Annotated in this window: 24 protein-coding genes and 1 tRNA gene; 17 read left to right on the top strand and 8 right to left on the bottom strand. The window is 72.5% G+C overall.

Annotation, left to right across the window (positions count from 1 at the left end; all coding sequences use genetic code 11):
* Nucleotides 1–3: 3 nt before the first annotated feature.
* Nucleotides 4–693 carry an SDR family oxidoreductase gene (locus ACY3FI_RS12815; RefSeq protein WP_462547939.1) on the bottom strand — a complete coding sequence of 230 codons (690 nt, stop codon included), beginning with the start codon at nucleotides 691–693 and terminating at the stop codon, nucleotides 4–6.
* An 84-nt stretch (nucleotides 694–777) separates the two neighbouring features.
* Between ACY3FI_RS12815 and ACY3FI_RS12810 the strand changes: the two genes are divergently transcribed.
* The 4 genes from ACY3FI_RS12810 (at nucleotide 778) to ACY3FI_RS12795 (ending at nucleotide 2766) form a co-directional block, all read left to right on the top strand.
* Nucleotides 778–1227: a winged helix-turn-helix transcriptional regulator gene (locus tag ACY3FI_RS12810; RefSeq protein ID WP_462547938.1), complete on the top strand. Its 450-nt coding sequence runs from the start codon at nucleotides 778–780 to the stop codon at nucleotides 1225–1227.
* Nucleotides 1228–1352: 125 nt separating this feature from the next.
* Nucleotides 1353–1823 carry a BLUF domain-containing protein gene (locus ACY3FI_RS12805; protein WP_462547937.1) on the top strand — a complete coding sequence of 157 codons (471 nt, stop codon included), beginning with the start codon at nucleotides 1353–1355 and terminating at the stop codon, nucleotides 1821–1823.
* 82 nt (nucleotides 1824–1905) lie between these two features.
* Complete coding sequence (locus tag ACY3FI_RS12800) at nucleotides 1906–2517, top strand: ScbR family autoregulator-binding transcription factor (RefSeq protein WP_462547936.1); 612 nt, start codon at nucleotides 1906–1908, stop codon at nucleotides 2515–2517.
* A gap of 3 nt (nucleotides 2518–2520) precedes the next feature.
* Nucleotides 2521–2766 carry a hypothetical protein gene (locus ACY3FI_RS12795; RefSeq protein WP_462547935.1) on the top strand — a complete coding sequence of 82 codons (246 nt, stop codon included), beginning with the start codon at nucleotides 2521–2523 and terminating at the stop codon, nucleotides 2764–2766.
* 45 nt (nucleotides 2767–2811) lie between these two features.
* Here ACY3FI_RS12795 and ACY3FI_RS12790 read toward each other — a convergent pair whose 3' ends face one another.
* Entirely contained in the window at nucleotides 2812–3240 is a 429-nt protein-coding gene (locus ACY3FI_RS12790) for a BLUF domain-containing protein (protein ID WP_462547934.1), read from the bottom strand.
* Nucleotides 3241–3300: 60 nt separating this feature from the next.
* Nucleotides 3301–4509, bottom strand: a complete 1209-nt coding sequence (locus ACY3FI_RS12785; RefSeq protein ID WP_462547933.1) for an MFS transporter — start codon at nucleotides 4507–4509, stop codon at nucleotides 3301–3303.
* 89 nt (nucleotides 4510–4598) lie between these two features.
* Between ACY3FI_RS12785 and ACY3FI_RS12780 the strand changes: the two genes are divergently transcribed.
* Genes ACY3FI_RS12780 through ACY3FI_RS12770 form a run of 3 tightly spaced genes read left to right on the top strand, consistent with a single transcriptional unit; the run spans nucleotide 4599 to nucleotide 6625 of the window.
* On the top strand, nucleotides 4599–5309 hold the full coding sequence (locus ACY3FI_RS12780; RefSeq protein WP_462547932.1) for an MSMEG_4193 family putative phosphomutase: 711 nt from the start codon (nucleotides 4599–4601) through the stop codon (nucleotides 5307–5309).
* Nucleotides 5310–5342: 33 nt separating this feature from the next.
* The gene (locus ACY3FI_RS12775) at nucleotides 5343–5870 is read left to right on the top strand and encodes a DUF3090 domain-containing protein (RefSeq protein ID WP_462547931.1); all 528 of its coding nucleotides are present in this window, start codon (nucleotides 5343–5345) and stop codon (nucleotides 5868–5870) included.
* Nucleotides 5867–6625: an SCO1664 family protein gene (locus ACY3FI_RS12770; protein ID WP_462547930.1), complete on the top strand. Its 759-nt coding sequence runs from the start codon at nucleotides 5867–5869 to the stop codon at nucleotides 6623–6625. Before ACY3FI_RS12775 ends, ACY3FI_RS12770 begins: the two co-directional genes overlap by 4 nt.
* Before the next feature lie 55 nt (nucleotides 6626–6680).
* Here the strand turns inward: ACY3FI_RS12770 and ACY3FI_RS12765 are convergent, their stop codons facing one another.
* From ACY3FI_RS12765 to ACY3FI_RS12755, 3 genes are all read right to left on the bottom strand, one after another.
* Complete coding sequence (locus ACY3FI_RS12765; protein ID WP_462547929.1) at nucleotides 6681–8693, bottom strand: vWA domain-containing protein; 2013 nt, start codon at nucleotides 8691–8693, stop codon at nucleotides 6681–6683.
* On the bottom strand, nucleotides 8686–10071 hold the full coding sequence (locus tag ACY3FI_RS12760; RefSeq protein WP_462547928.1) for a magnesium chelatase ATPase subunit I: 1386 nt from the start codon (nucleotides 10069–10071) through the stop codon (nucleotides 8686–8688). Before ACY3FI_RS12760 ends, ACY3FI_RS12765 begins: the two co-directional genes overlap by 8 nt.
* Before the next feature lie 101 nt (nucleotides 10072–10172).
* Nucleotides 10173–11372 carry a cobalamin-independent methionine synthase II family protein gene (locus ACY3FI_RS12755; RefSeq protein ID WP_462547927.1) on the bottom strand — a complete coding sequence of 400 codons (1200 nt, stop codon included), beginning with the start codon at nucleotides 11370–11372 and terminating at the stop codon, nucleotides 10173–10175.
* A gap of 133 nt (nucleotides 11373–11505) precedes the next feature.
* Between ACY3FI_RS12755 and ACY3FI_RS12750 the strand changes: the two genes are divergently transcribed.
* The 3 genes from ACY3FI_RS12750 to ACY3FI_RS12740 all read left to right on the top strand — a co-directional run bounded on the left by ACY3FI_RS12750 (nucleotide 11506) and on the right by ACY3FI_RS12740 (nucleotide 14373).
* Nucleotides 11506–12960, top strand: a complete 1455-nt coding sequence (locus tag ACY3FI_RS12750) for an MFS transporter (protein ID WP_462547926.1) — start codon at nucleotides 11506–11508, stop codon at nucleotides 12958–12960.
* Nucleotides 12961–13109: 149 nt separating this feature from the next.
* Nucleotides 13110–13775 (top strand): GntR family transcriptional regulator, encoded by a 666-nt coding sequence (locus ACY3FI_RS12745; protein ID WP_462547925.1) that lies wholly within the window; start codon nucleotides 13110–13112, stop codon nucleotides 13773–13775.
* A 508-nt stretch (nucleotides 13776–14283) separates the two neighbouring features.
* Nucleotides 14284–14373 (top strand) — tRNA-Ser (locus ACY3FI_RS12740).
* Nucleotides 14374–14503: 130 nt separating this feature from the next.
* Here ACY3FI_RS12740 and ACY3FI_RS12735 read toward each other — a convergent pair.
* On the bottom strand, nucleotides 14504–15235 hold the full coding sequence (locus ACY3FI_RS12735; RefSeq protein WP_462547924.1) for a type 1 periplasmic-binding domain-containing protein: 732 nt from the start codon (nucleotides 15233–15235) through the stop codon (nucleotides 14504–14506).
* 269 nt (nucleotides 15236–15504) lie between these two features.
* Here ACY3FI_RS12735 and ACY3FI_RS12730 point away from each other — a divergent pair, with 269 nt between their 5' ends.
* Together ACY3FI_RS12730 and ACY3FI_RS12725 are read left to right on the top strand one after the other, a co-directional pair.
* A complete protein-coding gene (locus ACY3FI_RS12730) occupies nucleotides 15505–16683 on the top strand; it encodes a HupE/UreJ family protein (RefSeq protein ID WP_462547923.1) in 1179 nt (392 codons plus the stop codon).
* Between the two features lie 112 nt (nucleotides 16684–16795).
* A complete protein-coding gene (locus tag ACY3FI_RS12725) occupies nucleotides 16796–18931 on the top strand; it encodes an Ig-like domain repeat protein (RefSeq protein WP_462547922.1) in 2136 nt (711 codons plus the stop codon).
* Between the two features lie 93 nt (nucleotides 18932–19024).
* On the opposite strand, the gene ACY3FI_RS12720 is transcribed toward ACY3FI_RS12725, so the two are convergent.
* Entirely contained in the window at nucleotides 19025–20227 is a 1203-nt protein-coding gene (locus tag ACY3FI_RS12720) for an MFS transporter (protein WP_462547921.1), read from the bottom strand.
* Between the two features lie 131 nt (nucleotides 20228–20358).
* Between ACY3FI_RS12720 and ACY3FI_RS12715 the strand changes: the two genes are divergently transcribed.
* From ACY3FI_RS12715 to ACY3FI_RS12695, 5 genes are all read left to right on the top strand, one after another.
* Nucleotides 20359–20808, top strand: coding sequence for a MarR family winged helix-turn-helix transcriptional regulator (locus tag ACY3FI_RS12715; protein ID WP_462547920.1), 450 nt, complete (start codon nucleotides 20359–20361; stop codon nucleotides 20806–20808).
* A gap of 50 nt (nucleotides 20809–20858) precedes the next feature.
* The gene (locus ACY3FI_RS12710; RefSeq protein WP_462547919.1) at nucleotides 20859–21881 is read left to right on the top strand and encodes a glycosyl hydrolase family 18 protein; all 1023 of its coding nucleotides are present in this window, start codon (nucleotides 20859–20861) and stop codon (nucleotides 21879–21881) included.
* A gap of 130 nt (nucleotides 21882–22011) precedes the next feature.
* A complete protein-coding gene (locus ACY3FI_RS12705) occupies nucleotides 22012–23004 on the top strand; it encodes an AAA family ATPase (RefSeq protein WP_462547918.1) in 993 nt (330 codons plus the stop codon).
* Nucleotides 23004–24335: a DUF58 domain-containing protein gene (locus tag ACY3FI_RS12700; RefSeq protein WP_462547917.1), complete on the top strand. Its 1332-nt coding sequence runs from the start codon at nucleotides 23004–23006 to the stop codon at nucleotides 24333–24335. The genes ACY3FI_RS12705 and ACY3FI_RS12700 overlap by 1 nt, the downstream gene beginning before the upstream one ends.
* Complete coding sequence (locus tag ACY3FI_RS12695) at nucleotides 24332–26695, top strand: transglutaminase TgpA family protein (protein ID WP_462547916.1); 2364 nt, start codon at nucleotides 24332–24334, stop codon at nucleotides 26693–26695. The genes ACY3FI_RS12700 and ACY3FI_RS12695 overlap by 4 nt, the downstream gene beginning before the upstream one ends.
* The last annotated feature ends 56 nt before the right edge of the window (nucleotides 26696–26751 follow it).

Here is a 26751-nt window from a genome sequence, read left to right as displayed (position 1 = left end):
CGGTCAGCGTAGTGCCGGGTACAGCGCGCCCAGCGGAGCGCTGAGGCCGGCGCGGACGTTCCTGCTGACCTCGTCCGCCAGGACCTCGTGCTCGCCGGCCTCGACCGCGTCCCACACGGCGGCGACGATGTCCGCCGGGTCGGCCTTCTCGACGTCGAGGTCGGCGGTCATGCCGGTGTCGGTGTAGCCGAGGTGCGCGCCGACGACCTGTGTGCCCTGCGGCGCGAGCTCGAGGCGGAGCGAGTTCGTGATGGACCAGAAGGCGGCCTTCGACGCCGAGTAGCCGCCGGCGAGGGCGATCCAGCTGAGCACCGAGTGCACGTCGACGAGGGCCCCGCCGGCGAGCTGCGGTGCGAAGGCCTTCGCGACCCGGAGCGCACCGAAGACGTTCGTGGCGAACACCCGCTCGACGTCCTCGACGCTCGTGGCGAGCAGCGGTTCGGCGCCGCCGATCCCCGCGTTGTTGACCACGATCGTGACGTCCGAGGAGGCGCGGGCGGCGGCGTCGACGCTCGCCTGGTCGGTGACGTCGAGGGCGAGCGGCACGATCCGCTCGTCGTCCCAGGTGCGCGGCGTGCGGGCGGTCGCGTAGACCTTCGCGGCGCCACGGGCGAGGGCCTGGTGGACGAACTCGGTGCCGAGGCCGCCGTTCGCCCCGGTGACGAGGACGACGGCGTTCGAGAGGTCGGTCATGGTGTGCTCCGTTCAGTGCATCTGGGTACGAGTTCCGAACCTAGCACGTTGTGTCCGCATTCCGAACCCAGGTAGGATCTGTCCATGCTCGGCATCCTCGGCGGCGACGAGCGCTGCCCCATCGCGCGGTCCCTCGACGTCCTCGGCGAGAAGTGGACCCTCATGGTCGTGCGGGACGCTCTCGCCGGGGCGACCCGCTTCAGCCAGTTCCAGCAGAACCTCGGCGTGCCGCGCGAGGTCCTCACCGCGCGGCTCGGGTCGCTCGTCGAGGGCGGGGTGCTCGAACGGCGGACGTACAAGCCCGACGGGGGACGGGCGCGCGACGAGTACGTGCTGACCGAGGCCGGGCGCGAGCTCTCCCTGGTCCTGCTCGCCCTCGGCGGGTGGGCCGACCGGCACCGCCCCTCCGAGCGGACCGCGGACCTGTCGTTCGTCGACGGGGCGACGGGCGAGCCCGTGCAGGCGGTCGCCGTCACGCAGGCGACGGGGGAGCGGGTGCCGACGGAGCGGCTCACCGCGGTGCTCGACCGCTGAGTCCCGTGTACGGACGAGCCCGGTCCGACCGTCCGAGCGGCGCGTCCGTCCGCTCTGCGCACCTCGATGCGGTGTGCGGACGACCGCGTTGACCCCGGCGGCGAACGCGACCCAGACTGGCGCCGATGACCTCCCTCACCTCCCTCGTGTACATGTCCGTCGCCGTCGACGAACTCACCGACGACCAGCTCGTGGCCATGCTGCGGGAAGCACGACTCCGCAACGAGGCACTCGGCGTCTCGGGGCTCCTCCTGGCCAAGGGCGGTCGGTTCATGCAGGTCCTCGAGGGGCCGTCATGGAGCGTCGAGGACCGCTTCGCCGCCATCGAGCGCGACCCGCGTCACCGCGAGGTGAAGTCGCTCTCCCGCGAGGACATCACCGCCCGTCGCTTCGACGGCTGGGCGATGGCCTTCGGCAACCCGAGCGACACCGACGTCCGTGACGAGGAGGGCTTCAGCACGTTCCTCACCGAGCGCTCGGGCCTGCCGTCCGGCCTCGCCGGGTCGCCCGCCGACTGGCTGCTGCGTTGGTTCCGCGGGCGCGACCTGCAGGACGTGCCGGAGGCGCGCATCACGCTCGCCCGCCACGCGGCCTGAGCCTGCGGATCGGCAGCACGACCCCCGGTCTGGAGGCGCGGGGCGGGCCCGAGACGCGCCTCCAGACCGGCAGACTGGACGCGTGGAACGACGTGCCCTGATCCTGCGAGCCGCGGCCGAGGAGTTCGACCGCGTCGGCTTCGCCGCCACGACGGTCGGCGCCGTCGCCCGCGCTGCGGGCGTCTCCCAGGGCACCCTGCACTTCCACTTCCCGACGAAGCTCGCGCTCGCGCTCGGCGTGATCGACGAGCAGAACGTCCGCACCTTCGCCGTCGTCAGCCACACCGACTCCTCGCCCACGGCTGCCCTGATCGGGGCGTCCCGCGGGATCGCCGACCTGCTGCGCACCGACCCGATCGTCCGCGCCGGCATCCGCCTGTCGCTCGAGCGGGGCGAGTTCGCCGCTGCGACCGTCGGGTTCTACGAGCAGTGGATCGCCGGGATCGTCGACGTGTTCCGGCTCGCGATCGCGAGCGGGGAGCTCCGGACCGACCTGCACGCGGAGCAGCTCGGCGCGAGCGTCGTGCCGTACTTCACCGGCGTGCAACTCGTGTCCGACGTCCGGACCGGGCGTGCCGACCTGTTCCCGGCGGTCGCGACGATGTGGCGGATCGTCCTCGGCGGGATCGCCGACCCCCGGCACCGCGAGCGGTTGCTCGGGGTGGTCAGCGAGCTGTTCCCCGAGGGAGACTGAGGCATGATCGAACTCTCACGTGTGCTGCGCACCGCCGCCACGACGCTGCTCGCGGTCGGCTTCGCCGGGATCGCGCTCGCGATGTGGTCGCTGTTCGTCACCGTCGACGACGGTGGTGGTGCGAACATCGGCGGCGGCATCCTCGCGGGGTTCTCGTTCCTGCTCGGCACCGTCGGACTCGTCGCGCTCGCGGTGGCCGGGGTGCTCGCCGTCCTCGCGCGGCGTCGCTCCCGCATCTCGACCGTCTGACGGTCGATCGCCCGGTGCCGCCGCGGTCGTGCAGCCGGACGGGCGTCAGCGGTCGTGCAGCTCGCGGTCGCGGAACCACTTGAGCAGCCACGCGGCGCTCGTCGCGTCGAACGCCGGCGGGAAGTCCATCGTGCCGGAGAGGAACGGGCTGAAGCCCTCCTCGCGAGCGAGGTCGGCGTCGTCGAGGGAGCGGTAAGCCATCGACCAGCCGTCGAACCGGCGGCGCTCGATGTCCTCGCGGATGAGCGACTTCACCTCGTCGTGCCGGCCGTCGTGCGAGATCGCCCGGAAGCGGTCGTCCACGCTCCACGCGGGCCCCTCGAGCAGCTGCATGAACCGCCCGCCCTTCGCGACGAGCAGACCGGAGACGCCGAGGGCCTCGTTGCGGAGCCGGGACTCACGGAGGAGCTCGCCGAGGGCGTCGTCGTCGAAGGGCACCGCGGCGCGGCTCATGTAGACGATGGAGACGAGCACGCCGACCATCATGGCCGTCCTGCCCGGGCGACGCGAGCCCTGTCCGGGGACCGTTCCCGTCTACCCGGCACGGCCGGCGAGGGCGGAGGGGGCGCGGGTGGCGGGGGCGGCGAGCAGGGCGACGACGAGCAGGGCGGCGGGGACGAGCATCGCCGCCTGCAGGCCCAGGTGCTCGCCGAGGAACCCGAGCGCGGGCGGCCCGGCGAGGAACGCGATGTAGCCGGCGGTGGCCACCGCGGACACGCGCCGGTCGCCGTCGGTGGGATGGTCGCCGGCGGCGGAGATCGCGAGCGGGAAGCCGAGGGCGATCCCCAGTCCCCAGACCCCGGCGGCGACGGCGGTCAGGACCGGGCTCGGCGAGACCACGACGAGCAGCACCCCGACGACCCCGACAGCCGCGCAGCCGCGGATGACCGGGGCTCGTCCGTACCGTGCCACGAGGGGCGTGCCCGCGGTCCGGCCGACGAACATCGCGAGGGCGAATCCGGTGAACACGAGGGACCCGACCGCCTCGGGCGCCCCGTGGTCGGTCGTCATCAGCAGGGGGAGCCAGTCGCTCGCGGCGCCCTCGGCGAACGCCATCGCCAGGGTGATGACCGCGATGAGGAGCACCTGCACGGTGAGGACCGAGCCGAGCCGACGCCTGCTGCCCGCGGTGCCGTCGGCACGCGCAGCAGGGGCGGTCGCAGTGTCCGCCTGCTGCGTGATCCGTGGCACCCGGCGGAGGTTCACCGCCGCCGAGCCCGCGAGCCCGGCCATGACGACGGTCGCGATCACCAGGTGGACGAGCACAGGCGTGCGGGCGGCGGTGAGTGCGATGCCGGTCGCCCCGCCGAGCACCGTCCCGAGGCTGAAGCACGCATGCAGGACCGGCACGACCGGACAGCCGAGGTCGCGCTCGACGGCCGCGGCCTCGACGTTCAACCCGATCTCGGCGACCCCGGCCCCGAAGCCGATCAGGAACAGCCCGGCCCAGACGCCCGCGGCGGACTGCGCGGGGGCGAGCAGCGCGACGAGCAGCATGCCGAGCACGGGCAGGGCTCCGCCGAGCAGGACGAGCGGCCGCGTGCCGAGCCGCCGGACGAGCGCGCCGGCGCCGAGGATGCCCGTCATCGAGCCGATGGAGAGCCCGAGCAGCACGATGCCCATCGCCTCGATCGACGCCCCGAGTTCGTCGCGCACGGCCGGTGTCCGGGTGATCCACGAGGCGATCCCGAACCCGGTCATCGTCGACGTGGCGAAGAGTGCCGCGCGGTGGCGCCCGATCATGCGTCCATCAGAACGTCCCGACCGGGCCACGTCAAGGGCGCCAGCATGCACGCGGAGCTCCGACCGGGGAGACGCCTAGGATCGAGCGCATGGCGACCGTCCTCCTCGTCCGGCACGGACGCACCACCGCGAACGCGACCGGACTGCTCGCCGGCCGAACCGCTGGGGTCGCCCTCGACGCCGTCGGTCGGCAGCAGGCGCAGGCCACCGCGGACCGCATCGCCGCCGTCCCGCTCGCGGCCGTGGTCTCCAGCCCGCTCGAACGCTGTCGGCAGACCGCACGTGCGGTGCTCGCGCGTCAGACGGGCGAGCCCGAGACCCGCATCGAGCGGGCGATCACCGAGTGCGACTACGGGGACTGGCAGGGCCGGAAGCTCGCCGACCTGGCGAAGGAGCCGCTCTGGCGGACCGTGCAGGCGAACCCGAGTGCCGTCGTGTTCCCGGGCGGTGAGTCGATGCAGGGCATGCAGTCGCGGGCGGTGGCGGCGATCCGTCGCATCGACGCCGAGGTCGAGGCGGCGCACGGCCCGGCGGCCGTCTGGGTCGCGGTGAGCCACGGCGACGTGATCAAGAGCGTCCTCGCGGACGCCCTCGGCATGCACCTCGACCTGTTCCAGCGCATCGCCGTCGGTCCCGCCTCGGTGTCCATCGTGCGCTACGGCGAGCACCGGCCCGAGGTCGTCGCGTCGAACACCGACTCGGGCGACCTCGCGTGGCTCGCCGCGGCTCCGGCGCCGACGGCGGACGCTGCGGTCGGCGGCGGCGCCGGACACGATGCCGCGGAGACCGTCGGACCCTGAACGGGCGACGGTGGTCACTCCTACAATGCGGGTATGTCCACCATCGTGCACGGGTTCGACTGGCCGGACCGTCTCGTCGTCGGGACCGTCGGCCGACCGGGCGAGCGGTCCTTCTACATCCAGGCCCGCGACGGTCGCCGCGTGACGAGCGTCGCGCTCGAGAAGGAGCAGTCGGCGGTGCTCGCGGACAAGATCGACGAGCTCCTCGACGAGGTCGCGACCGTCGAGGACAACCGTTTCAGCGTCCCGCCCACCGCACCGACCGAACTGCGTGACGGCGGCCCGCTCGACCAGCCCGTCGAGCCGGAGTTCCGCGCCGGCGCCCTGAGCCTGGGGTTCGACCCGGCGACCGCGCAGGTGGTCATCGAGGCGTACCCGATCGACGACGAGCTCGAGATCCTCACCGAGACCTCGGAGGACGGCGACGAGGTCGAAGCGGTGGTCGAGATCCCCGAGCCCGCCGAGGTCTTCCAGGTGAAGATCCCCGTCGGCACCGCGCGCGCGTTCGTCGAGCGCACGCGTGAGGTCGTGGCCGCCGGACGTCCGCCCGGCGCCGCATGAGCGCGGGCTCCGTCAGCATCACGGCCCGCATCCGCGAGGCCTCGAACGCCACCTTCCTCGCCGACCTGGACGGCGAATCCGTCGTCTACAAGCCGATCGAGGGCGAACGCCCGCTCTGGGACTTCCCCGACGGCACGCTCGCCGACCGCGAGGTCGCGGCCTACCTGGTGTCCGAGGCGCTCGGCTGGGGCGTCGTCCCGCCGACGTGGATGGGCGACGGGCCGTACGGGCGCGGCATGCTCCAGCGCTGGCAGACGATCGACCCCGGGCAGGACGCCGTCGACCTGGTCCCGACCGAGGACGCCGACGCCGACGACGCGCCTTGGCTCCCGGTGCTCGAGGCCATCGACGAAGCGGACCGCCCGGTCACACTCGTGCACGAGGACACCACCGCCCTCCGGCGGATGGCCGTCTTCGACGTCGTCGTGAACAACGCCGACCGGAAGGGCGGCCACGTGCTCGCCATGCCCGACGGGCACCGGTTCGGCGTCGACCACGGCCTGACCTTCCACGTCGAGCACAAGCTCCGCACGGTGCTCTGGGGATGGATCGGCGAGCCGCTCGACGCCGACGAGCTCGAGGGCCTCGACCGCGTCTCCGAGGGGCTCCGCGGCGAGCTCGGCGCGGCGCTCGAGGAACACCTGACGGTCGCCGAGGTCGACAACCTCCGAGCGCGCTGCGCCGCGCTGCGCGCGGTCGCCGTGTTCCCGCCGCCACCCGGCAACGGCCCCGCCGTTCCCTGGCCGCTGTTCTGACCTGGAGGCACGTGGCGGGCCCCGCCACGTGCCTCCAGGCCGGTGGTCGACCGCTTCAGACCGCCCAGTCGTCACCGAACAGGCTGCCGCGGCGAGCCCCCAGGTAGGACCCGACGACCGCGACCCCGAGGTCGTCGTTCTCCGGAGCGACCACCGAGCCGTCCACCCGCTTCGCCATCGCGTCGATGAACCGGGCGAGTCCGGGGTCGTCGCCGAGCCGGAAGAACGTGGTCTGCGCACCGAGCCGCCCGGCGTTCTCGAGTTCGCGCACGGTGAGCGCGATCGTGATCGGGTCCGGCGGGTAGCCGAACCAGACCTGCCCGTTCGGTTCGAGGTGCGAGGTTGGTTCGCCGTCCGTGACGATGAGCAGGACCGGCTGGGCTGCCGGGTGCTTCCGGAAGTGCCGGTTCGCGAGCAGGAGCGCGTGGTGCAGGTTCGTGCCCTTGTCCCACTGCGCGTCGAGGCCGACGAGCTGTTCGACGTCCATCACCTCGGCTTCGCGCCCGAACGCGATGAGCTGCAGGTCGTCGCCGCGGAACCGGGTGCTGACGAGGGTGTGCAGCGCGAGCGCGGTCCGCTTCATCGGGACCCAGCGGTCCTCCATCGCCATCGAGAACGAGGTGTCGACGAGCAGGGCGACACAGGCCTGCGTCCGCGCCTCGGTCTCCTGCACCTCGACGTCCTCGATGGTCAGGCGGACGCCGGCGCCCTCACGCCCGGATGCGGCCGTCCGGGTGACCGCGTTCGTGATCGTCCGCGGGATGTCCCACGGCTCGGTGTCGCCGAAGGCCCACTGCCGGGTCGCGCCCGACGGTTCTCCGGACGCGCCGGCGCGGCGGAGGTCGCGCGCGCCCTGCCGACCGGACATCCGCTGGGCGACGTCCTTGAGCAGGCTCTTGCCGAGCTGGCGCATCGCCTTCGGGGTGAGCGTGAGCTGGCCGTCGGTGCCGCGACGGAGCGCGCCGGAGTTCCGGAGCGCCTGCTCGAGTCGCTGCAGGGTCTTCGCGTCGACGGCCGCGTCGTTCCCGAGCTGCCGGGCGAGGGCATCGAGGTCGAGGTCGTCGAGGTCCGAGCCGGGTCCGGACTGCGCGAGCTGGTCGGCGAGGGCGTCGAGGTCGGCGATGTCCTGGAACACCCCGGTGCCGTCGCCGAGCCCGAGGCCCTGGTCGCCGTCCATCCGCTCCGAGCCGCCCCAGTCCTCGCCGGGGCGGAGCGACCGGAGGTTCTCGTCGAGCTGTCCGAGCTGGCCCATCAGGTCCGGTGAACCGAAGGCCTGCTGCGCCAGGGCGTCGAGTTCGTCGCGTTGCTCCTGCGTCATCGAGTTCCGCATCCGCTGCGCGGCGGCGGCCCGGGCGGCGAGGTCGTCGAGGAGCTCCTCGACGTTCGACGGCTTCGACGGGAAGTACTCCCCGTGCTGCGCCATGAACGCGTCGAACTGCTCCTGGGTGTCGGTGCCCTGCCGGTGGTCGTCGAGGAGCTGGTTGAGGTCGCGCATCATCTCGGCGACGGCGGCGCGGTCCTCGTCGGTGGCGTCCTCGAGCGCCTGCTTCATGCCCGCGAACCGCTGGTCGAGCAGCTCGCGGCCGAGGAGGTCCTTGATCTCCTCGTACTTCTGGCGCGCCGCCGGGCTCTTCCAGTCGTAGCCGTTCAGCTCCTGCACGGCGGCGGCCGGCGAGGGGGAGAGGCTGTCGAGCTGCATCTCGGCGAGGGCGCGGTCGCCGTCGTCGAGCTCGGTGTCGCGCGCGAGCTGCCCGCGCTCGGCGAGGACGGCCTGGTCGAGGAGCTCCTTCACCTGCTGGAGCGTGCCGTCGAGGTTGTTCCGGCTCGTCAGCTCGCGACGCCGTTCGGCCACGCGGCGGGCGAGGTCGTCGAGGCCGCGTTGGTCGCGCCCGCCGCGGCGGAGGAACTCGCGGATGGCGCGCTCGGGCGACGTGCCGCCCATGACGTCCTCGCCGATGGCGTCGAGCGCCTCGGCCAGGTCGACCGGGGGAGCGAGCGGGTCCGGCCCGCCCTCGTACTTCCCGTAGCGGGCGTCGCGGCTCAGGCGGCGGTTCTGCCGACTAGCCATAGACGGCCTCGCCGCCCCCCGACTCCTTGCTGATCCGGCGGGCGAGGAACAGCCCCTCGAGCGCGAGCTCGATCGCGCCGGCCCGTTCGCCGTCGTCGTCGGCGCCGAGCCGTTCGCACACCTGGTCGTAGACGTCGGACTCACCGATCGACGGCAGTCCCTCGAGGAAGGCGCGGGCGCTGACCTGCTCACCGGTCGTCACCATCGTCCCGCCGTCGAGCGCCTCGACGAGCACGCCGAAGTCGATCCCACGGAACCGGGAGCGCACGGTCTCGGCCGTCGCGGTGCGGAGGAGGTGCTCGAGGACCTCGTCGGCCCGGTCCTCTTCCCCGTTCTCGAACTCGATCTTGCCGCCGAGCACGTCGACCGCGGTCTCGAGGTCGATCGGTCGCGCGACCGCGTGGTCCTCGCCCTGGCGTGCTGCGCGGTGCACCGCGGCGGCGGCGATGGTCTCGGCGCCGGCGATGGCGAAGCGGGCGCTGACGCCGCTGCGCTGGTCGACGGCGCTCGACTGGCGGAGGGCGCGGGTGAACCGGGCGAGGATCTCGATGAGGGCGTCCGGCACGTCTGCGGTGAGGTGCGCCTCCTGCTTGATGACGGCGATCTCGTCGGCGAGCTCGATCGGGTAGTGCGTGCGGATCTCCGCGCCGAAGCGGTCCTTCAGCGGCGTGATGATCCGCCCGCGGTTCGTGTAGTCCTCGGGGTTGGCGCTCGCGACGACGAGGACGTCGAGCGGCAGGCGCAGCACGTAGCCGCGGATCTGGACGTCGCGCTCCTCCATGACGTTGAGCATCGCGACCTGGATGCGTTCGGCGAGGTCGGGGAGCTCGTTGATCGCGACGATGCCGCGGTGCCCGCGGGGGATGAGCCCGAAGTGGATGGTCTCGGGGTCGCCGAGGCTGCGGCCCTCCGCGACCTTCATCGGGTCGACGTCGCCGATCAGGTCGGCGACGCTCGTGTCCGGCGTCGCGAGCTTCTCGACGTACCGCGCGTCGCGGTGCCGCCAGTCGATCGGGAGCGCGTCGCCGAGGTCGGCGGCACGCCGCTGGCTCGCCGTCGTGATCGGCTCGAAGGGGTGCTCGCCGAGCTCGGAGCCGGCGATCACGGGGGTCCACTCGTCGAGCAGGCCCTGCAGGGTGCGGAGCAGGCGGGTCTTGCCCTGCCCGCGTTCGCCGAGCAGCACGACGTCGTGCCCGGCGATGAGGGCGCGTTCGAGCTGCGGGACGACGGTGGTGGCGAAGCCGTGCAGGCCCGGCCACGGGTCGCGGCCCTCGCGGAGGGCCTGGAGGAGGTTGTCGCGGATCTCGGCGCGGACCGACTTCTGGACGTGCCCAGCAGCGCGGAGCTCGCCGACCGTTCTGATGGAGGGTCGGGTCACGCTCTGCACGCTACGCCTGCGCACCGACACGGCGGATCGGCCCTGCGGCGGACTGGAGGCGCGTGGCGGGCCCGCCACGCGCCTCCAGTCCGCCGTCGGCGTCAGCCGAAGAGGCGCCGGCTCGCGATCTCGGCGCCCTCGGTCAGCGCGCGGAGCTTCGCCCACGCGACGTCCGACGCCACGAACTCGTAGCTCGCGAATGTGGCGAGGCCGCAGTCGGTGCCCGCGACGATGCGCGTCGGGTCGCCGACGGCCTCCGCGGCCTCGACGATCCGGTTCGCGACGAGCTGCGGGTGCTCCAGGTAGTTCGTCGTGACGTCGATCACGCCGGGGACGAGGACCGCGTCCTCCGGGAGCGGCAGGTCGCGGAACGCGGGGAACTCGTGCGCGTGCCGCGGGTTGCCGAACGGGATGCTGAACGAGCCGACCTCGGCGCGGTACAGGTGCGGGAGGAGGACGTCGACCGGGACGTCGTCCTGGTGCGGGCCCTGCCAGTTGCCGTAGCAGACGTGCAGCCGCGTCTGTTCCTTCGGGATGTTCTGCAGCGCGTGGTTGAGCGCGTCGACGTGCAGGTCCACGGCGGCCAGGAACTCGTCGAGGGACGCGTCGCCGAAGTGGATCACCCGCTCCATCGCGAGGTCCGGGGCGTCGAGCTGCAGGACGTGACCGCGGGCGACGATCTCCTCGTACTCGATCCGGAGCTGCTCGGCCAGCGCGAAGACGTACTCGCGGTGGTCGCGGTAGTGCGGGTTCTCGTCGTCGAGGAGCAGCGTCGTCGCGACGATGCCCGGCGTCGCGGCGGAGATGAACGTGCCGGCGGGCGCGCGGCCGGCCGCGGCGTTGCGGGCGAGCTCGCGGTCGAAGCCGTCGAGGTCGGCGCGGATCCCGGCGCGCTCCTCGTCGTAGGCGAGCAGGCCCTGCGCCACCGGGGTGTCCCACACCCGGGCGAACTCAGCGCCCTCGTCGATCTGTCGCGCCTGGAACGCGGCGTACTCGGGGAACTTCACCGAGTCGAGCGTCGGCTTCCGGTGTCCCGAACCGCCGAAGCCGGACAGCCGCTCGCGGATGTACGTGGAGAAGCCGACCCGGGGGACCTCGCCGTCGTTCACCACGTCGAGCCCGGCGTCGAGCTGCGCGTCGACGGTGCGGGCGAGCACGGCAGCGGTCTCCTCGCGCAGGGCCTGCTCGTCGTAGGGCTTCCCCTGGTCGCGGGCGACGAGGAGCGCGGTGAGCTCGGGCGTCCGGGGGAGCGACCCGGTGTGGGTGGTGAGGATGCGGTCGGTCGAGTTCTGCAGCGGCACCCCGCCACGGTACCGAGCGCGGTGGATCGTGGTCGCTCTCGTGCCGCTTCCGCGTCGCGCGATGACGTCTGCGAGCGGACCCTCCGAACGGGCTGCGAACCTGCTGGCAGAGCCCGGAGTACGTTCCGCTCTCGTGAGCAACACGAGCGGAGCGATCAAGAGCCTGGTGCCGGCCAGGATGGACAGGCTGCCGTGGACGAGGTTCCACTGGAGCGTCGTGGTGGGGTTGGGGGTGTCCTGGATCCTCGACGGCCTCGAGATCCAGATCGTCTCGAACGCCGGGTTCCAGGCGGACCTGCACCTCTCGACGCAGCAGGTGACCTACCTCGGCACGATCTACCTGTTCGGGCAGGTGATCGGCGCGCTCGTGTTCGGGCGCATGTCGGACCGGCTCGGGCGGCGGAAGCTGTTCATCCTGACGCTCGCGATCTACCTGATCGGCTCCGGCATCGCCGGCCTCGCGCAGGACTTCTGGTTCCTCGCGGCCTTCCGGTTCGTCGCCGGACTCGGCATCGGCGGTGAGTACGCCGCGATCAACTCCGCGATCGACGAGCTGATCCCGTCGAAGTACCGCGGCCACGTCGACATCGCGATCAACGGCACGTACTGGGGCGGCGCGGCACTCGGCGCCTTCGCGAACATCTACCTGCTCGACACGTCGATCTTCGCCGAGAACATCGGGTGGCGCATCGGGTTCTTCCTCGGCCCGGTGCTCGGCATCGCGATCATCTTCCTGCGTCGGCACATCCCGGAGAGTCCGCGCTGGCTGATGACCCACGGACGCGAGGAGGAGGCCGAGGCCACGGTGTCCTCGATCGAGGACTCGGTCGAGAAGTCGACCGGCAAGCGTCTGCCGGAGGTCGACGGCTCGAAGGCCATGACCGTGACGCCGCTCGACAAGGTCGGGTTCCTCACGATCGCCCGCGTGCTGCTCAAGCAGTACCCGTCGCGCACGCTCGTCGGTGCCACGATGATGATCACGCAGGCGTTCCTCTACAACGCGATCTTCTTCACCTACGCGCTCGTGCTCACGAACTTCTTCGGGCTGAAGACCTCGCAGACGTCGATCTACTTCTTCCCGTTCGCGATCGGCAACCTGCTCGGCCCGCTCATCCTCGGTCGGTTCTTCGACACCTGGGGCCGGCGGCAGATGATCTTCCTGACGTACCTGGTGTCGGGGCTCGTGCTGGCCACCTCGGCGTTCCTGTTCCGCGCCGATGCGATCAGCGCCACCGTGCAGGTCGTCTTCTGGTGCGTGTCGTTCTTCTTCGCCTCGGCGGGAGCGTCGAGCGCCTACCTGACGGTGAGCGAGATCTTCCCGCTCGAGCTCCGGTCGCAGGCGATCTCGTACTTCTTCGCCCTCGCGCAGATCTTCGGAGCCGTCGCGCCGACCATCTACGGCGCGTTCATCGGGGACGGCTCGAGTCGGGAGCCGCTGTTCTGGGGCTACCTGCTCGGATCGGCAGTGATGATCGTGGGCGGTGTCGTGGCGCTGATCTTCGGCGTGGACGCGGCGCGGAAGGGCCTGGAGGACATCACGCAACCGCTCTCGGTCCTCACCGACAAGTCGGAGCCCGCGCGCAAGTAGCATTTCGTACTCAGAATGTTTAGCGGCTGCTGATGGTGGCTGCGAACCTCGCCGCATGGCACTCCTGCACAGGGCGGCGCCGAGCCGCACGGTCCACGGTCCGTCCCTCTCACACCGAGACGGGGCGGACCGTGCGTGATCCTGGCGGGATGGATCGTGGGACCACCCCGGGCAGCGGCGAGCCGGTCGGCATCCGTCGGAGTCTGCTGCGCGATGCCGTCTTCATGCGGCTGCTCGACAACGTGCTGCGCGGCGAGTACCGGCGGGGGCAGCGCCTCCGGCTCGAGACCATCGCCGAGGACATGCGTGTCTCACGCACCCCCGTCCGCGAAGCCCTCGTGCCGCTCGAGTCCCTCCGGCTGGTGAGCGTGCAGCGGTACGTCGGTGTCGTCATCGCGAACTGGACCGTCGACCATGTCGTCGAACGGATCCGCATCGCCCGTTCGATGATCGCGGACCCGCTCGGCACCAGCACCCCGTGTGCGGACCGCTTCGACCCGCTGTGGTTGCGCGCGTGTGCGACCGAGGGGGGTGTGCTGGTCGAGATGGCGTCGTGGTACCTGCGGCGGTCGGGTGCGGTGATCAGTGCGGACTGGCTGCTGTCCCAGCGGGAGCTGCTCGACATGTTCTTCGTGGACGAGGTCGCGGTGGCGAACGGCATCGACGTGGCGGTCGACCGGCGGGCACGGCTGCGGGCGGTGGAGCGGGCGCGGGCCGCGGCGGTGGGCGACGACCTGCCGGGGGTGCGGCGGGAGCTGCTCGCGCTCGCGGACGGGCTCATCGCGCTGCCGGACCGGTTCCGCGGCGCGGCGTGAGGGGTGCCGGCGCGGGCACGGGGCTGCGTGCGGTGCGCGCTGCGGCGTACTTGCGCGTGCGGTGTGCTCCGCGGCGTCGGTGAACGTGGTCGAAGCGGGCGTGCCTGGCGTGATCGGGTGTGCCTGGTCGTTCGTTCCGGCCGGGTACGCCCGTTCCCGCTTGCCATTGCGGGCGTGATGGGAAGGAGCGTGCGCGAGTGCGTGCGCGAGACCGAGGGGCGGGGGCGCGGTGGTGAACCGCGCCCCCGTGTCGTTCCTCGTCGAGCGCCTCGCGATCGGGCGCGCCGGGCTCGTGCTTCGAGGAACGACGTCGGTGCTGTGTCGCGACTACGGGAGTGACTCCCGGAACGTGATCGCCGCGTCCCGATGATGCTACGGACCGGGGTACGCCCCGACAACCCCCTCCTGTCCCCACTTCAGGGGACCATGCCGTTCGTGTCCGCAGAACGCGCGGTCGAGAGCGGTCCCGTCCTCCTGTATGGTGGTGTGAGCACTCGCAAGAGTGCGTGGAGACGTCGCATAGTCCGGCCGAGTGCACCACCCTGCTAAGGTGGAGTCCCCTTTGAGGGGACCGAGGGTTCAAATCCCTCCGTCTCCGCACGAAGCGAAACCCCCGCCCACCGGCGGGGGTTTCGTCGTTCCGAGGCCCGAGGCCCGAGGCCCGAGGCCCGATGCCGAGGCCCGAGGCCGAGGCCCCAGGCGTGCGGCCCGCGGCCGCGCGAGCGCCGTCAGGACACCCAGACGACCGTCCCGTTGAACCCGTGCAGCACCGCAGCGACCCCCGCACGCAGTGCTCGACCGGCACGCTCCGGCGTGAAGGTCGCGGGGTCGTGGTGGCTCGCCGTGCCGAGCCCCTCGCCGCGGAAGCCGGCGCCGGTCCAGTCGGCGGCGGTGACGTTCGAGGTGGGTTCGGCGATCTCGGCCCCGAGGACGAGGAACTGCTGGTGCAGCGCGCTCGGCGACATCGCGGCGACGGGGTCGACCATGTCGTTGCCGACGCTGATGACCAGGTCGGGTGCGGCGGCGACGGCGCGACCGACTGCGGGGAGGACGTCCGTGGCGGAGCGGGGCTGGACACGGGTCACGGTGACGTGCTCGGTGTCTGCCCATCGTTCGACGGCGGCGATCAGCGCCCGGGGCGCGGGCGTTTCGCCGTCCTCGCCGTCGCCGTCCGCGTCCACGGTGCCGGAGGACAGCAGGACCACGCGGTACCCGGCGGGCGGGTGCACGCCGTCCCAGGACCCGGGCGACGGGCTGAACGTCGCCTCGGGGGCGGGCGGCTCCGCCGCGTCGGCGAACCCCTCGGACAGTGCACCCGCCGTCGAGGGCGCGGTGGTGGCGGACGGATCGGGCTCCGCGGCCTGCCGCGGCGCGGAGCACCCGGCGAGGAGCAGCCCCGCCGCTGCGGCGACGGCGATGCCGGCGAACGGTGTCGGTACGCGGGGCGCTGCGCTCGGCACGGTGGTCTCCTGGGACGTCGGCGGGTTCGGGCCGGACCATCGAACCACGGGTGCGATCGCTGATCGCCCGTCGTCGCCTCCTCGCCGAGTGGTGTCCAGCTGCTGGACACCGACTGTTTCCCTGCCGGTCGCCGCCGGTCGGGATGGTCTGGCCGGTGACCCTCGCACCGCCCGCCATCCGCCCGTCCCGTCGTCGCCGAGGACCAGTACCAGGACTGGTACCCGTCAGCGTCAGGATCCTCGCCGCACTCCTCCTGTTCGCGACGGTCGTGTTGGCGTTCGTCGCCTGGGCGGGAGCGAGCCCGGCGTCGGCGCACGGCTTCAGCTCGGTGGTCTACACGCAGGTCACGTCGCCGCGGGAGCACGTCGTGCGCGCTGAGCTCGGCCTCGAGTACGACCTCATGCTCGTCTCCGTCGCGACGAGCGAGCACGACGACGCCCTCTACCGACAGGGGCAGGCCGCCTGGGACGACGGCGACTTCGCCGGCATGCGACGGATCGCCGAAGCGCACCGTGCGGCCGTCGCCGACTACGTGTTCGACCGGATGTCGGTCACCTCGGGCGGCACGGCCTGTCGCGGCACACTGCAGCGGGACATGCCCGTCGCCATCCGCGACGAGGTGCCGTACGCCAGCGTCACCGCGGACTTCACCTGCCCGGACGCGTCGCGCACCGGGGACGGGCACGTCGTGACGAGCGCGCTCTTCCCCGACTCCGAGTCCTTCGTGACGGGGACGAAGACCATCGTCACCTACACGGTCGACGGGCAGGACGGCTCGGCGACGCTCGACGCGGCGCACCCGTCCTTCTCGACGGAGCAGTCCGCGGCCGCCCGGTTCTGGGAGTTCTTCACCCTCGGCGCCGAGCACCTGCTCACCGGGATCGACCACATCCTGTTCCTGATCGCGCTCATCGCGGGCTCCCGACGGCTGCGCGAGGTCGTGCTCACGGCGTCCGCCTTCACGGTCGCGCACTCGATCACGTTCATCCTCGCCGCGCTCGGGGTCGTGAGTCCGCCGTCGATCGTGGTCGAGCCGCTCATCGCCCTCTCGATCGCCGCGGTCGCCGGCTGGTACCTCTGGCGGTTGTTCCGCCGGCGGTCGCACGCGGACGACCTGGTGGTGCCGGACGGCGTCCGCTTCGGCCTCGACCAAGCCGGGTGGTCCCGGCTGGCGGTGGTCTTCGCCTTCGGACTCATCCACGGGCTCGGCTTCGCGGGAGCGCTCGGCATCGACGAGCCGTTCTCGTGGCAGCTGCTCGTGTCGCTGCTGATCTTCAACGTCGGCATCGAGGCGGTCCAGCTCGCGATCATCACGCTCGTCTTCCCGCCGCTGTCGCTCCTCCGCCGACGGGCGCACCGAGTCTCGCTGTGGGTCACCGGTGTCATCACCGCAGGGGTGTTCGTGATGGGGATGATCTGGTTCGTCGAGCGCCTCGCAGCCGGGTGACCTGAGCGGATCCCGATCGGAGCCTGTTGGCCACACAGCGTTCACCAAGGCGTTGCCGGGCGAATGCAAAGTCTTCTGTGCATCACCCCTGTCCACGAGAACGGACCCCACAATGAGTCTTCTGTCCAGCGCCCGCTCGCGGCGCAGCGCCACTACGCTCCGCATCGGCGGCGCAGTGCTCGGTGCTGCGATCCTCGCCGGCGCCTCCTTCATGAGCACCGGCGCGGCCACCGCGGCGACGAACACCCCGACCACCAACATCTCCACCGGTGGCCCGATCCACATCCTGCTCGGCGTCGGCGCGACCGAGAGCCAGCGCATCGCCTCCTGGTACTTCCCGGCGAACGTCGCCCAGTCCCTCGAGATCCAGAAGACCGCGACGATGGTCGACGGTGCCTTCGGGGCCGGCAAGCAGACGATCGCGGCGTCGACCGCCGCGAACACCGCTGTCGACACGAGCACGACCGACTCGAACACGCGCAGCATCGAGGGCATCGCGGCGCAGTCGGGCTACATCAACGCGCACGCGACGATCGGGTCGCTCGAGCCGAACACGACGTACACGTACCACGTGGGTGCCGCGGACGGCTCGGCCTGGTCGACGCCGTACACGTTCACCACGAAGAGCTTCACGGGCGACTTCGACTTCCTGTTCTTCGGCGACCCGCAGATCGGTTCGTCCGGCTTCGTCGACGACGACGGTGCGGGCTGGGCGGACACGCTGCGGTACGCGACGACGAACGACCCCGCGGCCGAGCTCCTCGTGTCGGGCGGCGACCAGATCGAGCACGCCAACAACGAGTACGAGTGGGGCGCCTTCGCGGACAGCAGCGACGTCCTCAAGCGCTACCCGTGGGCGTCGACCATCGGCAACCACGACGTCGGCGGCAAGGCGTACGAGCAGCACAACCAGGTGCCGAACTCGCTCAAGGTCCCCGACTTCTACCCGGGCGGCAACACCACCGCCAACTCGGGCGGTGACTACTGGTACAAGTACAAGGGCGTCCTGTTCATCGACATCAACTCGAACGCCTACACCGGCGGCTCGGACGCGACGCACGTGAGCTACGTCCGTGACGTCATCAACCGCTACGGCGACGACGCCAAGTGGACCGCGCTGGTCTACCACCACTCGATCTACTCGCCGGCCGACCACGCGAACGACAAGGACAACCAGCAGCGCCGGTTCGACTTCACGCGGGCGTTCTCGGACCTCGGCGTCGACGTCGTCCTCCAGGGCCACGACCACTCGTACTCGCGCAGCTACGCGATCAAGAACGGCAAGAAGGCCAACCCCGACGAGCAGCCCGCTGCTCCCGAGGTCTTCGCCGGCCCCGGCGGCGTGATCTACATCACCGCGAACTCGGCCTCCGGCTCGAAGTACTACGACCTGACGACGCCGGACCCCTCCGAGGGCGGCTACGGCGCCGACCCGCTCGACCCGACCGGTGCACGCCACTGGGCCAACTCGGTCGAGAACCAGGAGCACGTCCGCACCTACGTCAAGGTCTCGGTGACCGACGCGAAGCTCGACGTCTCGAACATCCGCGCGAGTGACTGCACCACGCTGAACTCCGCGGTGAACCACGGCAAGGTGCCGGACTGCGGTGTCACCCTGCAGCCGACCGCGACCGCCGACCCGGCGCTGATCGGCTCCACGGTCGACCGCTTCACCCTGGACGCCTCGACCCCGGCGACGACCACGACCGTCTCGGCGTCCACGTCGACGCAGACCTACGGGGCCGCGAAGCCCGTGACCGTCACCGCGACGGTCGGCGGCGGCATCGGCCAGCAGGCCGGTTCGGTGACGTTCTCCGACGGCACGAAGGTGCTCGGCACCGCGAAGGTCGCCGGCGGCAAGGCGACGCTGACCCTGCCGGCGACCCTCGCCGTCGGGAACCACGCGATCAGCGCGGCGTTCACGAGCACCTCGGCCTGGGCCGGTGGCAACTCCGCCTCGACGGGAGCGGTCAAGGTCGTCGTGGTGAAGGCCACGTCGAAGACCGCCTTCGCCTACGCGAACGGTCGCGCCCGGGTGTCCGTGCAGGCGTCCGGCGTGCCGGTGAACGGCACGGCTCGCATCTACGACGGCTCGAAGGTCGTGGGCACGGTGACCATCACCAAGGGCTGGGGCACCGCGGTGCTGCCGCTGAAGAAGGGCACGCACACGATGCACGCAGCGTTCCTGCCCTCGACGACCGTGTACTCGAGCGCGAGCCCGACGGTCAAGGTGACCATCGGGAAGTGACGTGACCGGGGCGGCTCCACCGGCCCGGACACCGGAGGGCCCTGCGACGCGACGTCGCAGGGCCCTCCTCCGTCCTCCCGGCAGGGCTCGGTCTCAGACCGTCGCGACGCTCCCGGTCGCCGGGACCGCCGGACGCCCTGCTCGCCGCTGCCGCCGAGCGGCACCGGCGGCGACGATCGTCAGCGCCACCGCCGCGAGGGTGATCACCGCGCCGGCCCAGATCGGCGAGGTGTACCCGAGCCCGGCAGCGATCGTCAGACCACCGATCCAGGCTCCGAGCGCGTTCCCGAGGTTGAACGCGGCGATGTTCGCCCCGCTCGCCAGGGTCGGCGCGTGGTCCGCGTACTGCATCACCCTGGTCTGCAGCGCTGGTACGGTCGCGAACCCGGACGCCCCCATGAGCACGAGGGCGACGACCGTCAGCACGGGCGAGGTGGCGATGAGCGCGAAGGCCGCGAGCACGACGGTCAGCGTGGCGAGCACGACCAGCAGCGTGCCGTCGATCGACCGGGCCGCGAGCCGTCCGCCGACGAAGTTGCCGACGAAGAGGCCGACGCCGAAGACCACGAGGAGCCACGGCACGGCACCGGAGGCGAAGCCCGACACCGAGGTCAACGTGTACGCGATGTAGGTGAACGCGCCGAACATGCCGCCGTAGCCGAGCACCGTGATGCCGAGCGAGAGCCACACCTGGGTCGAACGGAACGCGCCGAGCTCTCGCCGCAGGGACGCGGCGGGGGAATCGTCGGACCGCGGCGCCGGCACGAGCACCACGACACCCACGAGTGCGACGATCCCGATGACCGCGATCACCCAGAAGGTCGCACGCCACCCCATCGCCTGCCCGAGCAGGGTGCCGAACGGCACGCCGAGCACGTTGGACGCGGTGAGGCCGGTGAACATGAGGGCCACGGCAGAGGCCCGCTTCGACCGCTCGACCATGCCTGCGGCCACGACGGACCCGATGCCGAAGAACGCGCCGTGGCACAGCGCCGCGACGACCCGACCGGCCATCATCACGCCGTACACAGGCGCGAGCGCGGACAGCGTGTTGCCGATGACGAAGAGCACGAGCAGTCCGATGAGCACCGGCTTGCGGGGCAGCCTCGTGGTGGCGGCGGTGAGTCCGAGCGCCCCGACGACGACGGCGAGCGCGTACCCGGTCACGAGCCAGCCGGCGGTCGTCTCGGTGACGCCGTAGTCGGCGGCGATCTCGGGCAGCAGTCCGGTGATGACGAACTCGGTCAGCCCGATACCGAATCCGCCGAGTGCCAGGGCGATGAGTCCCGCGGGCATGGTTGTCCTTCCGTCGTGCAGTGATGCCGCGTACGCTGGTAGTTGCACACGCGGCACACCGATCGTTGCACACGCGGGGTATCCGCGCAAGCAATCACTTGATCGCGCTCTGCACCGAACCCAGGAGCCCCATGTCCGTCGACGACTCGTCCCTCGCCGTCCGCGCGCACGGCTGGCGCACGCTCGCAGCCCTGCACGGCCTCATCGAGACGCGGCTCGAACGAGCACTGCGCGAGGTCGACCTCTCGGTGGTCGAGTACACCGTCCTCGACGCGCTCCGCCGCCAGGACGGCTTCCACATGCGGATGCAGCAGCTCGCACGCGCCGCGGCCCTCAGCCCCAGCGCGACGACGCGACTCGTGAACCGGCTGGAGGAACGGTCGCTGCTCACCCGTGTGCTGTGCGCCGACGACCGGCGCGGGCTCTACACGGAACTGACGCACGCCGGGCAGGCCCTCCTCGACCGCGCGACCCCCGTCCACGCGGCCGCCCTCGACGAGGCGCTCGCCGAGGCGCGCGAGGTCCCGGAACTCGAGCCGCTCGCCGTCGCGGTCGACCGGCTCGAGACCGCGGACTCCTGAGTCGGTCTGGAGGCGCGGTGCGCCCCCGCCCCGCGCGCTACGGTGAGCGCGTGGTGCGGCGGAGCGGGTTCGTGGTCGGTACGGCGGTCGTGGTCGCCCTGGTCCTCTCGGCGTGCAGCCTCGGAGGAGACGACGGCGACCGCGCGGGCGACGCGTCGGCCGGATCGGCGGTGGAGGCCTACGTCGAGCCCGGCGACACCGCGCTCGACCGCGTCACCGACGCCGCGGCGCGGGTCGCGACGATCGGCATCGACGGCGTGACCCTGACCGACGACGGCGGGGACCTCCACGAACCGCCGGACGGCACCGCCGACCTGGCCCGGGCCGGGTCCGACGGCGGAGCGCACACCGAGCTCCTCGTGAGCAACTACGACGAGCACCTCGGGGACTTCTCGCCCGAGATCGGCACGGCGCTGCTCGAGGACGCCGCGAAACGCGACCAGGTCGCCGAGCGACTCGCGGCCGTCGCCCGGACGCTCGACGTCGACGGTGTGCAGCTCGACCTGGAGTCCCTCCGCGCGCAGGACCGACCAGGGCTGGTCGCCTTCGCCGCCGCGGTCTCGGACGCCGTGCACCACACACTCGGACCGGATGCCCAGGTGTCGATGGCGGTGATGGCGTCGACGACCGCGAGCGGGTACCGGGACACCGGGTACGACCTCCCGGCGCTGGCCGAGCACGTCGACCGTTTCGTGCTGATGGCCTACGACCAGCACGGTCCGTGGAGCGATCCGGGGCCCGTCGGGTCGCTGTCCTGGGCGCGGCAGGCGCTGTCCGCCGTGCAGGCCGCCGGGGCCCCGACCGACCGGCTCGACCTCGGCGTCGCGGGCTACGGGTACGTCTGGGGCGGTGACGCCGACGGCCAGGTCGGCCCGGCCGAGGCGCGTCGGACGGCCGGCACCGCGGCACGGTGGTCGGACCGGACGGGGGAGTGGTCCGCGACGCTCGACGACGGTCGCCGGCTGCACTGGTCCGACGCCCGTTCGTGGCGGGTCCGGACGGACCTCGCGGCGGAGCAGGGGCTGCACGGCGTCGCGCTCTGGTCGTTGAACGGTGAGCCGCTGCCGAGGTGACGGACGCGAGTCCCGGCACCGCGCCTCCCGTCCGGTGTGGCGACCGACACAGTCGGTGACGCATCCTCCCTTCCTTGTCACCGGGCCGAGGTAGCATGCACGACACCTGTCCCCAGACGAGGAGGCCTGCGTGCCCGACCGGACCGACACCGCCTTCCCGCTCGACCGCGTCCAGGACGTCGGCGCCGACATCACCGCGGCGGTCGCGACCGTGGTGGACGGCAAGACCGAGGCCATCCGCACGGCCCTGACGGTGATGCTGGCCGAGGGACACCTGCTCGTCGAGGACGTCCCCGGTGTCGGCAAGACGGTGCTCGCCAAGGCGCTCGGCGCCTCGGTCGGCGGCTCGGTGAACCGCATCCAGTTCACCTCGGACATGCTGCCGTCGGACGTCACCGGCGTGAACGTGTTCGACCAGTCCTCGGGGACCTTCCGGTTCTCGCCCGGACCGGTGTTCGCGAACGTGGTCATCGGCGACGAGATCAACCGCACCAGCCCGAAGACGCAGTCCGCGCTGCTCGAGGCGATGGCCGAGTCACAGGTCACGGTCGACGGTGTCACCCGCCCGCTCGAGTCGCCGTTCATGATCGTGGCCACGCAGAACCCGATCGACATGGAGGGCACGTACCCGCTGCCCGAGGCGCAGCGCGACCGCTTCATGGCGCGCCTGACGATGGGGTACCCGAGCGCGGACGCCGAGCGGCACATGCTGGCGAACCGCGGCGCCGGCGACCCGCTCGCCCAGCTCCGGCCGATCGTCGACGTCGCGACCCTGCGCGCGGTGATCCGGGCCGTCCGCTCGGTGCACGTCGCCGCCGACGTCGAGGCGTACATCGTCGCGATCGTCCGCGCCACCCGCTCGCACCCGGACATCGTGCTCGGTGCCAGCCCGCGTGCGACGCTGCACCTCGCGCAGGCCGCCCGGGCGCACGCTGCGCTCGCGGGCCGACCGTTCGTCACGCCGGACGACGTCGCCGTCCTCGCCCCGGTCATCCTGGCGCACCGTCTCGTACCGGTCGCGCGCGGTCTCGGCGGCACCGGGGACGACACCGTGCGCGACGTCGTGGTCCGGATCGTCTCGGACACCGCCGTGCCGTTCACCGCCACCCCCGTCCGGTCCTGATGCCCGGGCCGTCCGCACCGTCCGCCACTGCGCTCCGTGCCGCGGGGGCCCGGTCGACGGCGCTCCGGTACGGTCGGCGCGGGCTCGCGCTGCTGCGGCGCACGCCCTTCCCACGGCCCACGGCGCGCGGCTGGACGGTCATCGCCGTCGGCATCGGTCTGGTCGGCGGCGGGCTCGTCGGCACGACCAGCGTCGCGGTGTCCGCCGGACTCCTCCTCGTCGTGCTCGTGCTGCTCGGCATCGTGATGGCCTTCGTCGTCGCGGCACCCCTGCGCGGCAGCCGGAGCACCGGGCGCGCGATCGTCCAGGTCGGCGAGGTCTACCGCGAGCGGATCACCCTCGGCAGCACGTCGCTGCCGATCGGTCCGCGGACGACACTGCTCGTCCGGGAACAGCTCGACGACGCTCTCGTCAGCGTCTCCGACGCCGAGTCCCACGTCGCCGTGGGCCCGAACGTGCCGCCGGCGGTCCTCGACGTCGAAGCGCTCGCCGTGCACCGCGGCCGGAGCACCGTCGGCCCGGTCACCATCCGCGTCGAGGACCCGTTCGGCCTGCTCCGCATCGACCGTCCGGTGGTCGGTGCGGAGGAGGTCGTGGTCGTGCCCGCGACGACCCCGCTCGGCACGCTCGACACCGGCGCGCTCGCCGGGGCGGTGTCCGCCGACGAGGGCCGCGTCGGGCAGGGTGGTTCCGCTGACGACAGCGAGCTCCGCCCGTACCGACCGGGCGACCCGATCCGCCGCGTGCACTGGGCGCAGAGTGCCCGGCGCGGTGCCCTGCACGTCCGCCAGACCACGCAGGCGCAGCCCCCGGAGGCCGTCATCGCCCTCGACGTCCGCCGCGAGTCCTACCAGCGCCTCGGCCGGGACGACCTCGCCGAACTGGCCGACCTCGGCGGCGACGCGGCCTTCGAGCACGCGGTCGTCGTCGCCGCCAGCGTCGCCCGGGCCCTCGCAGCGCGGACCTCGCGGGTGGTGCTCGTGACCGACGGGCCCGCCGGCAGCACCCGGCACACCGGCGACGCGGGCGGCCTGACCGACGTGCTCGTCGGCCTCGCGGACGTGCAGCTGCGGTCCGACGCGCGCGACGTCACCGAGGTCCTGCCCGGCGTCCGGGGCCGCGACGTGCACGGCATGACCGCCGTCGTGACGGGGACGTGCACGGCCGAGCAGGCCGCCGAGCTCGTGTCCTCCACCTCGGGGTCGAGCCGCGGCATCATGGCGACGATCGTCCCGCCGGACCCGGTGGTCCGTGGGATCCTCGACCGCGGCGGCTGGCGGACCCTCGTCGTCCCGGTCGCCGGCGCACACGCCCCCGGGAGCATCCGGTGAGCGGCACCTCGACACGACCCGGCGTCACGTCGAGCGGCGTCGGTCGTGCCGATCGGTCCGGGCGCGCTCCCGTCGAGGACCGCCCGGACGCACCGAACGCCTGGGTCGTGGCACTCGCGCCGGTCCCGGTCCTGATCGCCGCCCTCGCGATGCGTCCGCTCGTGCAGGGCATCGCGTGGTGGGGGTCCGGCGTGCTCGTCGCGGCGGTCCTCGTCGTCACGCTCCTCGCCGTCCGTCGCCGTGCGCCCGGCGTCCGCTTCGTGGCCCTCGTGGCGGCGCTGATCGTCACGTCATGTGCCGCCGCCGTGTTGAACGGCGTGCCCCCGCTCGGCTGGCTCGACCGGGACGGCGCGCTGGGGGAGACCCTCGCGGCCATCCGGCTCAACCCCGCTCCGCTGCCCCAGACGGACGCGATCCGGCTGCTCACGACGATCTCGATCGGCTGGGTCGCCGGGGTGTCGCTGTTCCTGGCGGCCGTCGCCCCGACCGCCGCGCTCGCCGCCGTGCCCGCGCTCGTGATCCTCGTCGTGCCCGGCATCGTCACCGGGGAACCGGCGTCCGCATTCCTCGTGGTGCTCGTCGGGGCCGCCTTCCTCGCCCTCCTCTGGCTCTCGGTGCGGCCCGTGCAGCGTGCGTTCCCGGCGACCGTCGTGGGGGCGATCGGCATCGCCGTGGCCGTCGGTCTGCCCGCGGTGGTGCCGCTCGACGCGAGCTGGCTGTCCGGCGTCACCGGGGCGATCCAGGCGCCCGTGCAACCGGGCCGACCCGGCACGCTGCTCAACCTCGGGCAGGACCTCCGGCAGCCGAACGAGCTCGAGGTGCTGCGCTACCGCTCCTCCGACGGCCTGCCGGAGTACCTCAAGCTCGCGGACCTCGACGAGTTCGGCACGGGCGACTGGGTGCCGACGACGACCGACGCCGCGAAGTCGGACACCGCCGACCGGCAGCAGTGGGCGGTCGGCATCAACCCGCGGCTCTCGACCCGGGGCGACGTGACGATCCGGATCACGGGCCTGTCCAGCGACTACCTGCCGGTTCCCGCTGGGGCGGTGTCGATCGACTCCCGCTCGACGAACCTCGACCTGTCGCAGTGGCGCTGGATGGGCGCTTCGAGCACGGTGCGCTCCACCGGTCCGGCCACGCCCCGCGGCGCCACCTACGAGGTCTACGGCGCGTCGACGTTCGCGGGCTCGTACCTCGACACCATCGCGGCGTCGGGGCTGCTCGGCCGTGCCGACGGCCGCGGCTTCCAGACCCCGTCCGCGGCCCAGCTCCGCACCGACCTCGCCCTGCCCGACGACCTGCCCCGCAGCATCGCCCGGACGGCGGACCGGGTGGCCGGCGGGGCCGGATCGGACTACGAGGAGGGGCGCGCGCTCGAACAGTGGTTCCGCAGCGCGCTGTTCACCTACTCCGAGACCGCACCCGTCGAGCAGGGCTACGACGGCGACAGCATGGACGTCGTCGCGAAGTTCCTCGACGTCCGCGAGGGCTACTGCGTTCACTTCTCGTCGGCGATGGCCGTGATGGCCCGCACGCTCGGCATCCCCTCGCGGATCGCGGTCGGCTACCGGGCCGGGGCGACGCAGGACGAGGGCGAGTACACGGTCACGAACCGGCAGCTGCACTCGTGGCCCGAGCTCTACATCCGCGGCGCCGGCTGGGTGGCGTTCGAGCCGACGCCGGAGTCCGACGACGCCGCGACGGCGGGTGACCCGACCCAGGTCACCCCGACACCCGCGACCCCGGAGACGCCCCTGCCGGCTCCTGGGGAGACCGAACCGTCGACGAGCGCGAGCACGCCGACGCCCTCGGCCTCGGCCGTCCCCGGCGCCGCGGCGACGAACACCACCGGCGGCAGCGGTCCGCTCGGCCTGGTCGTCGGGATCCTGCTGGCGGTCGCGCTGCTCGTCGCTCCCGCCGCGGTGCGGGTGTTCCGTCGGCGCTCCCGACTCGCTGCGGTCCGGTCCGGCCGGTCGCCCGCGCTCGCCGCCTGGCGCGAGGTGATCGACGACGTCGCGGACCACGGGTACGCACCGGGGCTCGTCCCGCCCGACGACGCGGCTGCGGCCGCCAGGACCGCCCGTGCGGTCCTCGGACGACTCCGGGCGACGGTGCAGCCGGACGTGGCGGCGCACCTCACGGCCGTGGTCGACGCGGTGGACCGGGAGCGGTTCGCCGCAGGTGGGGCCGGCTCGGTGGACCGTGCGGCGCTCGAGACCGCCGTCCGTCAGGCGCGGGTCGGGCTCGACGCGTCGGTGTCCCGTCCGCGGCTGGTGCGGTCGCGCGTGCTGCCGCCGAGCCTGCTGCCGTCGTCGGCCTGGTCGCACGAGGGCCGGCGCCCGCGCAGGACCGCGTAGCTGCGGCGGCCGCCCACCCGAGCGGCGCCGCACCCGCGACCCGGCGCACCCGCGAC

Source organism: Curtobacterium sp. RM9, from assembly GCF_054956955.1.
The sequence above is the reverse complement of the archived record's forward strand: the minus strand, read 5'-3'. Positions and strand labels throughout refer to the sequence as shown.

Bases quoted from the DNA above. Each gene is read 5' to 3' on its own strand.
- ACY3FI_RS12815 (WP_462547939.1), bottom strand. From the start codon at position 693: ATGACCGACCTCTCGAACGCCGTCGTCCTCGTCACCGGGGCGAACGGC.
- ACY3FI_RS12810 (WP_462547938.1), top strand. From the start codon at position 778: ATGCTCGGCATCCTCGGCGGCGACGAGCGCTGCCCCATCGCGCGGTCC.
- ACY3FI_RS12805 (WP_462547937.1), top strand. From the start codon at position 1,353: ATGACCTCCCTCACCTCCCTCGTGTACATGTCCGTCGCCGTCGACGAA.
- ACY3FI_RS12795 (WP_462547935.1), top strand. From the start codon at position 2,521: ATGATCGAACTCTCACGTGTGCTGCGCACCGCCGCCACGACGCTGCTC.
- ACY3FI_RS12785 (WP_462547933.1), bottom strand. From the start codon at position 4,509: ATGATCGGGCGCCACCGCGCGGCACTCTTCGCCACGTCGACGATGACC.
- ACY3FI_RS12780 (WP_462547932.1), top strand. From the start codon at position 4,599: ATGGCGACCGTCCTCCTCGTCCGGCACGGACGCACCACCGCGAACGCG.
- ACY3FI_RS12775 (WP_462547931.1), top strand. From the start codon at position 5,343: ATGTCCACCATCGTGCACGGGTTCGACTGGCCGGACCGTCTCGTCGTC.
- ACY3FI_RS12770 (WP_462547930.1), top strand. From the start codon at position 5,867: ATGAGCGCGGGCTCCGTCAGCATCACGGCCCGCATCCGCGAGGCCTCG.
- ACY3FI_RS12765 (WP_462547929.1), bottom strand. From the start codon at position 8,693: ATGGCTAGTCGGCAGAACCGCCGCCTGAGCCGCGACGCCCGCTACGGG.
- ACY3FI_RS12745 (WP_462547925.1), top strand. From the start codon at position 13,110: ATGGATCGTGGGACCACCCCGGGCAGCGGCGAGCCGGTCGGCATCCGT.
- ACY3FI_RS12725 (WP_462547922.1), top strand. From the start codon at position 16,796: ATGAGTCTTCTGTCCAGCGCCCGCTCGCGGCGCAGCGCCACTACGCTC.
- ACY3FI_RS12720 (WP_462547921.1), bottom strand. From the start codon at position 20,227: ATGCCCGCGGGACTCATCGCCCTGGCACTCGGCGGATTCGGTATCGGG.
- ACY3FI_RS12715 (WP_462547920.1), top strand. From the start codon at position 20,359: ATGTCCGTCGACGACTCGTCCCTCGCCGTCCGCGCGCACGGCTGGCGC.
- ACY3FI_RS12700 (WP_462547917.1), top strand. From the start codon at position 23,004: ATGCCCGGGCCGTCCGCACCGTCCGCCACTGCGCTCCGTGCCGCGGGG.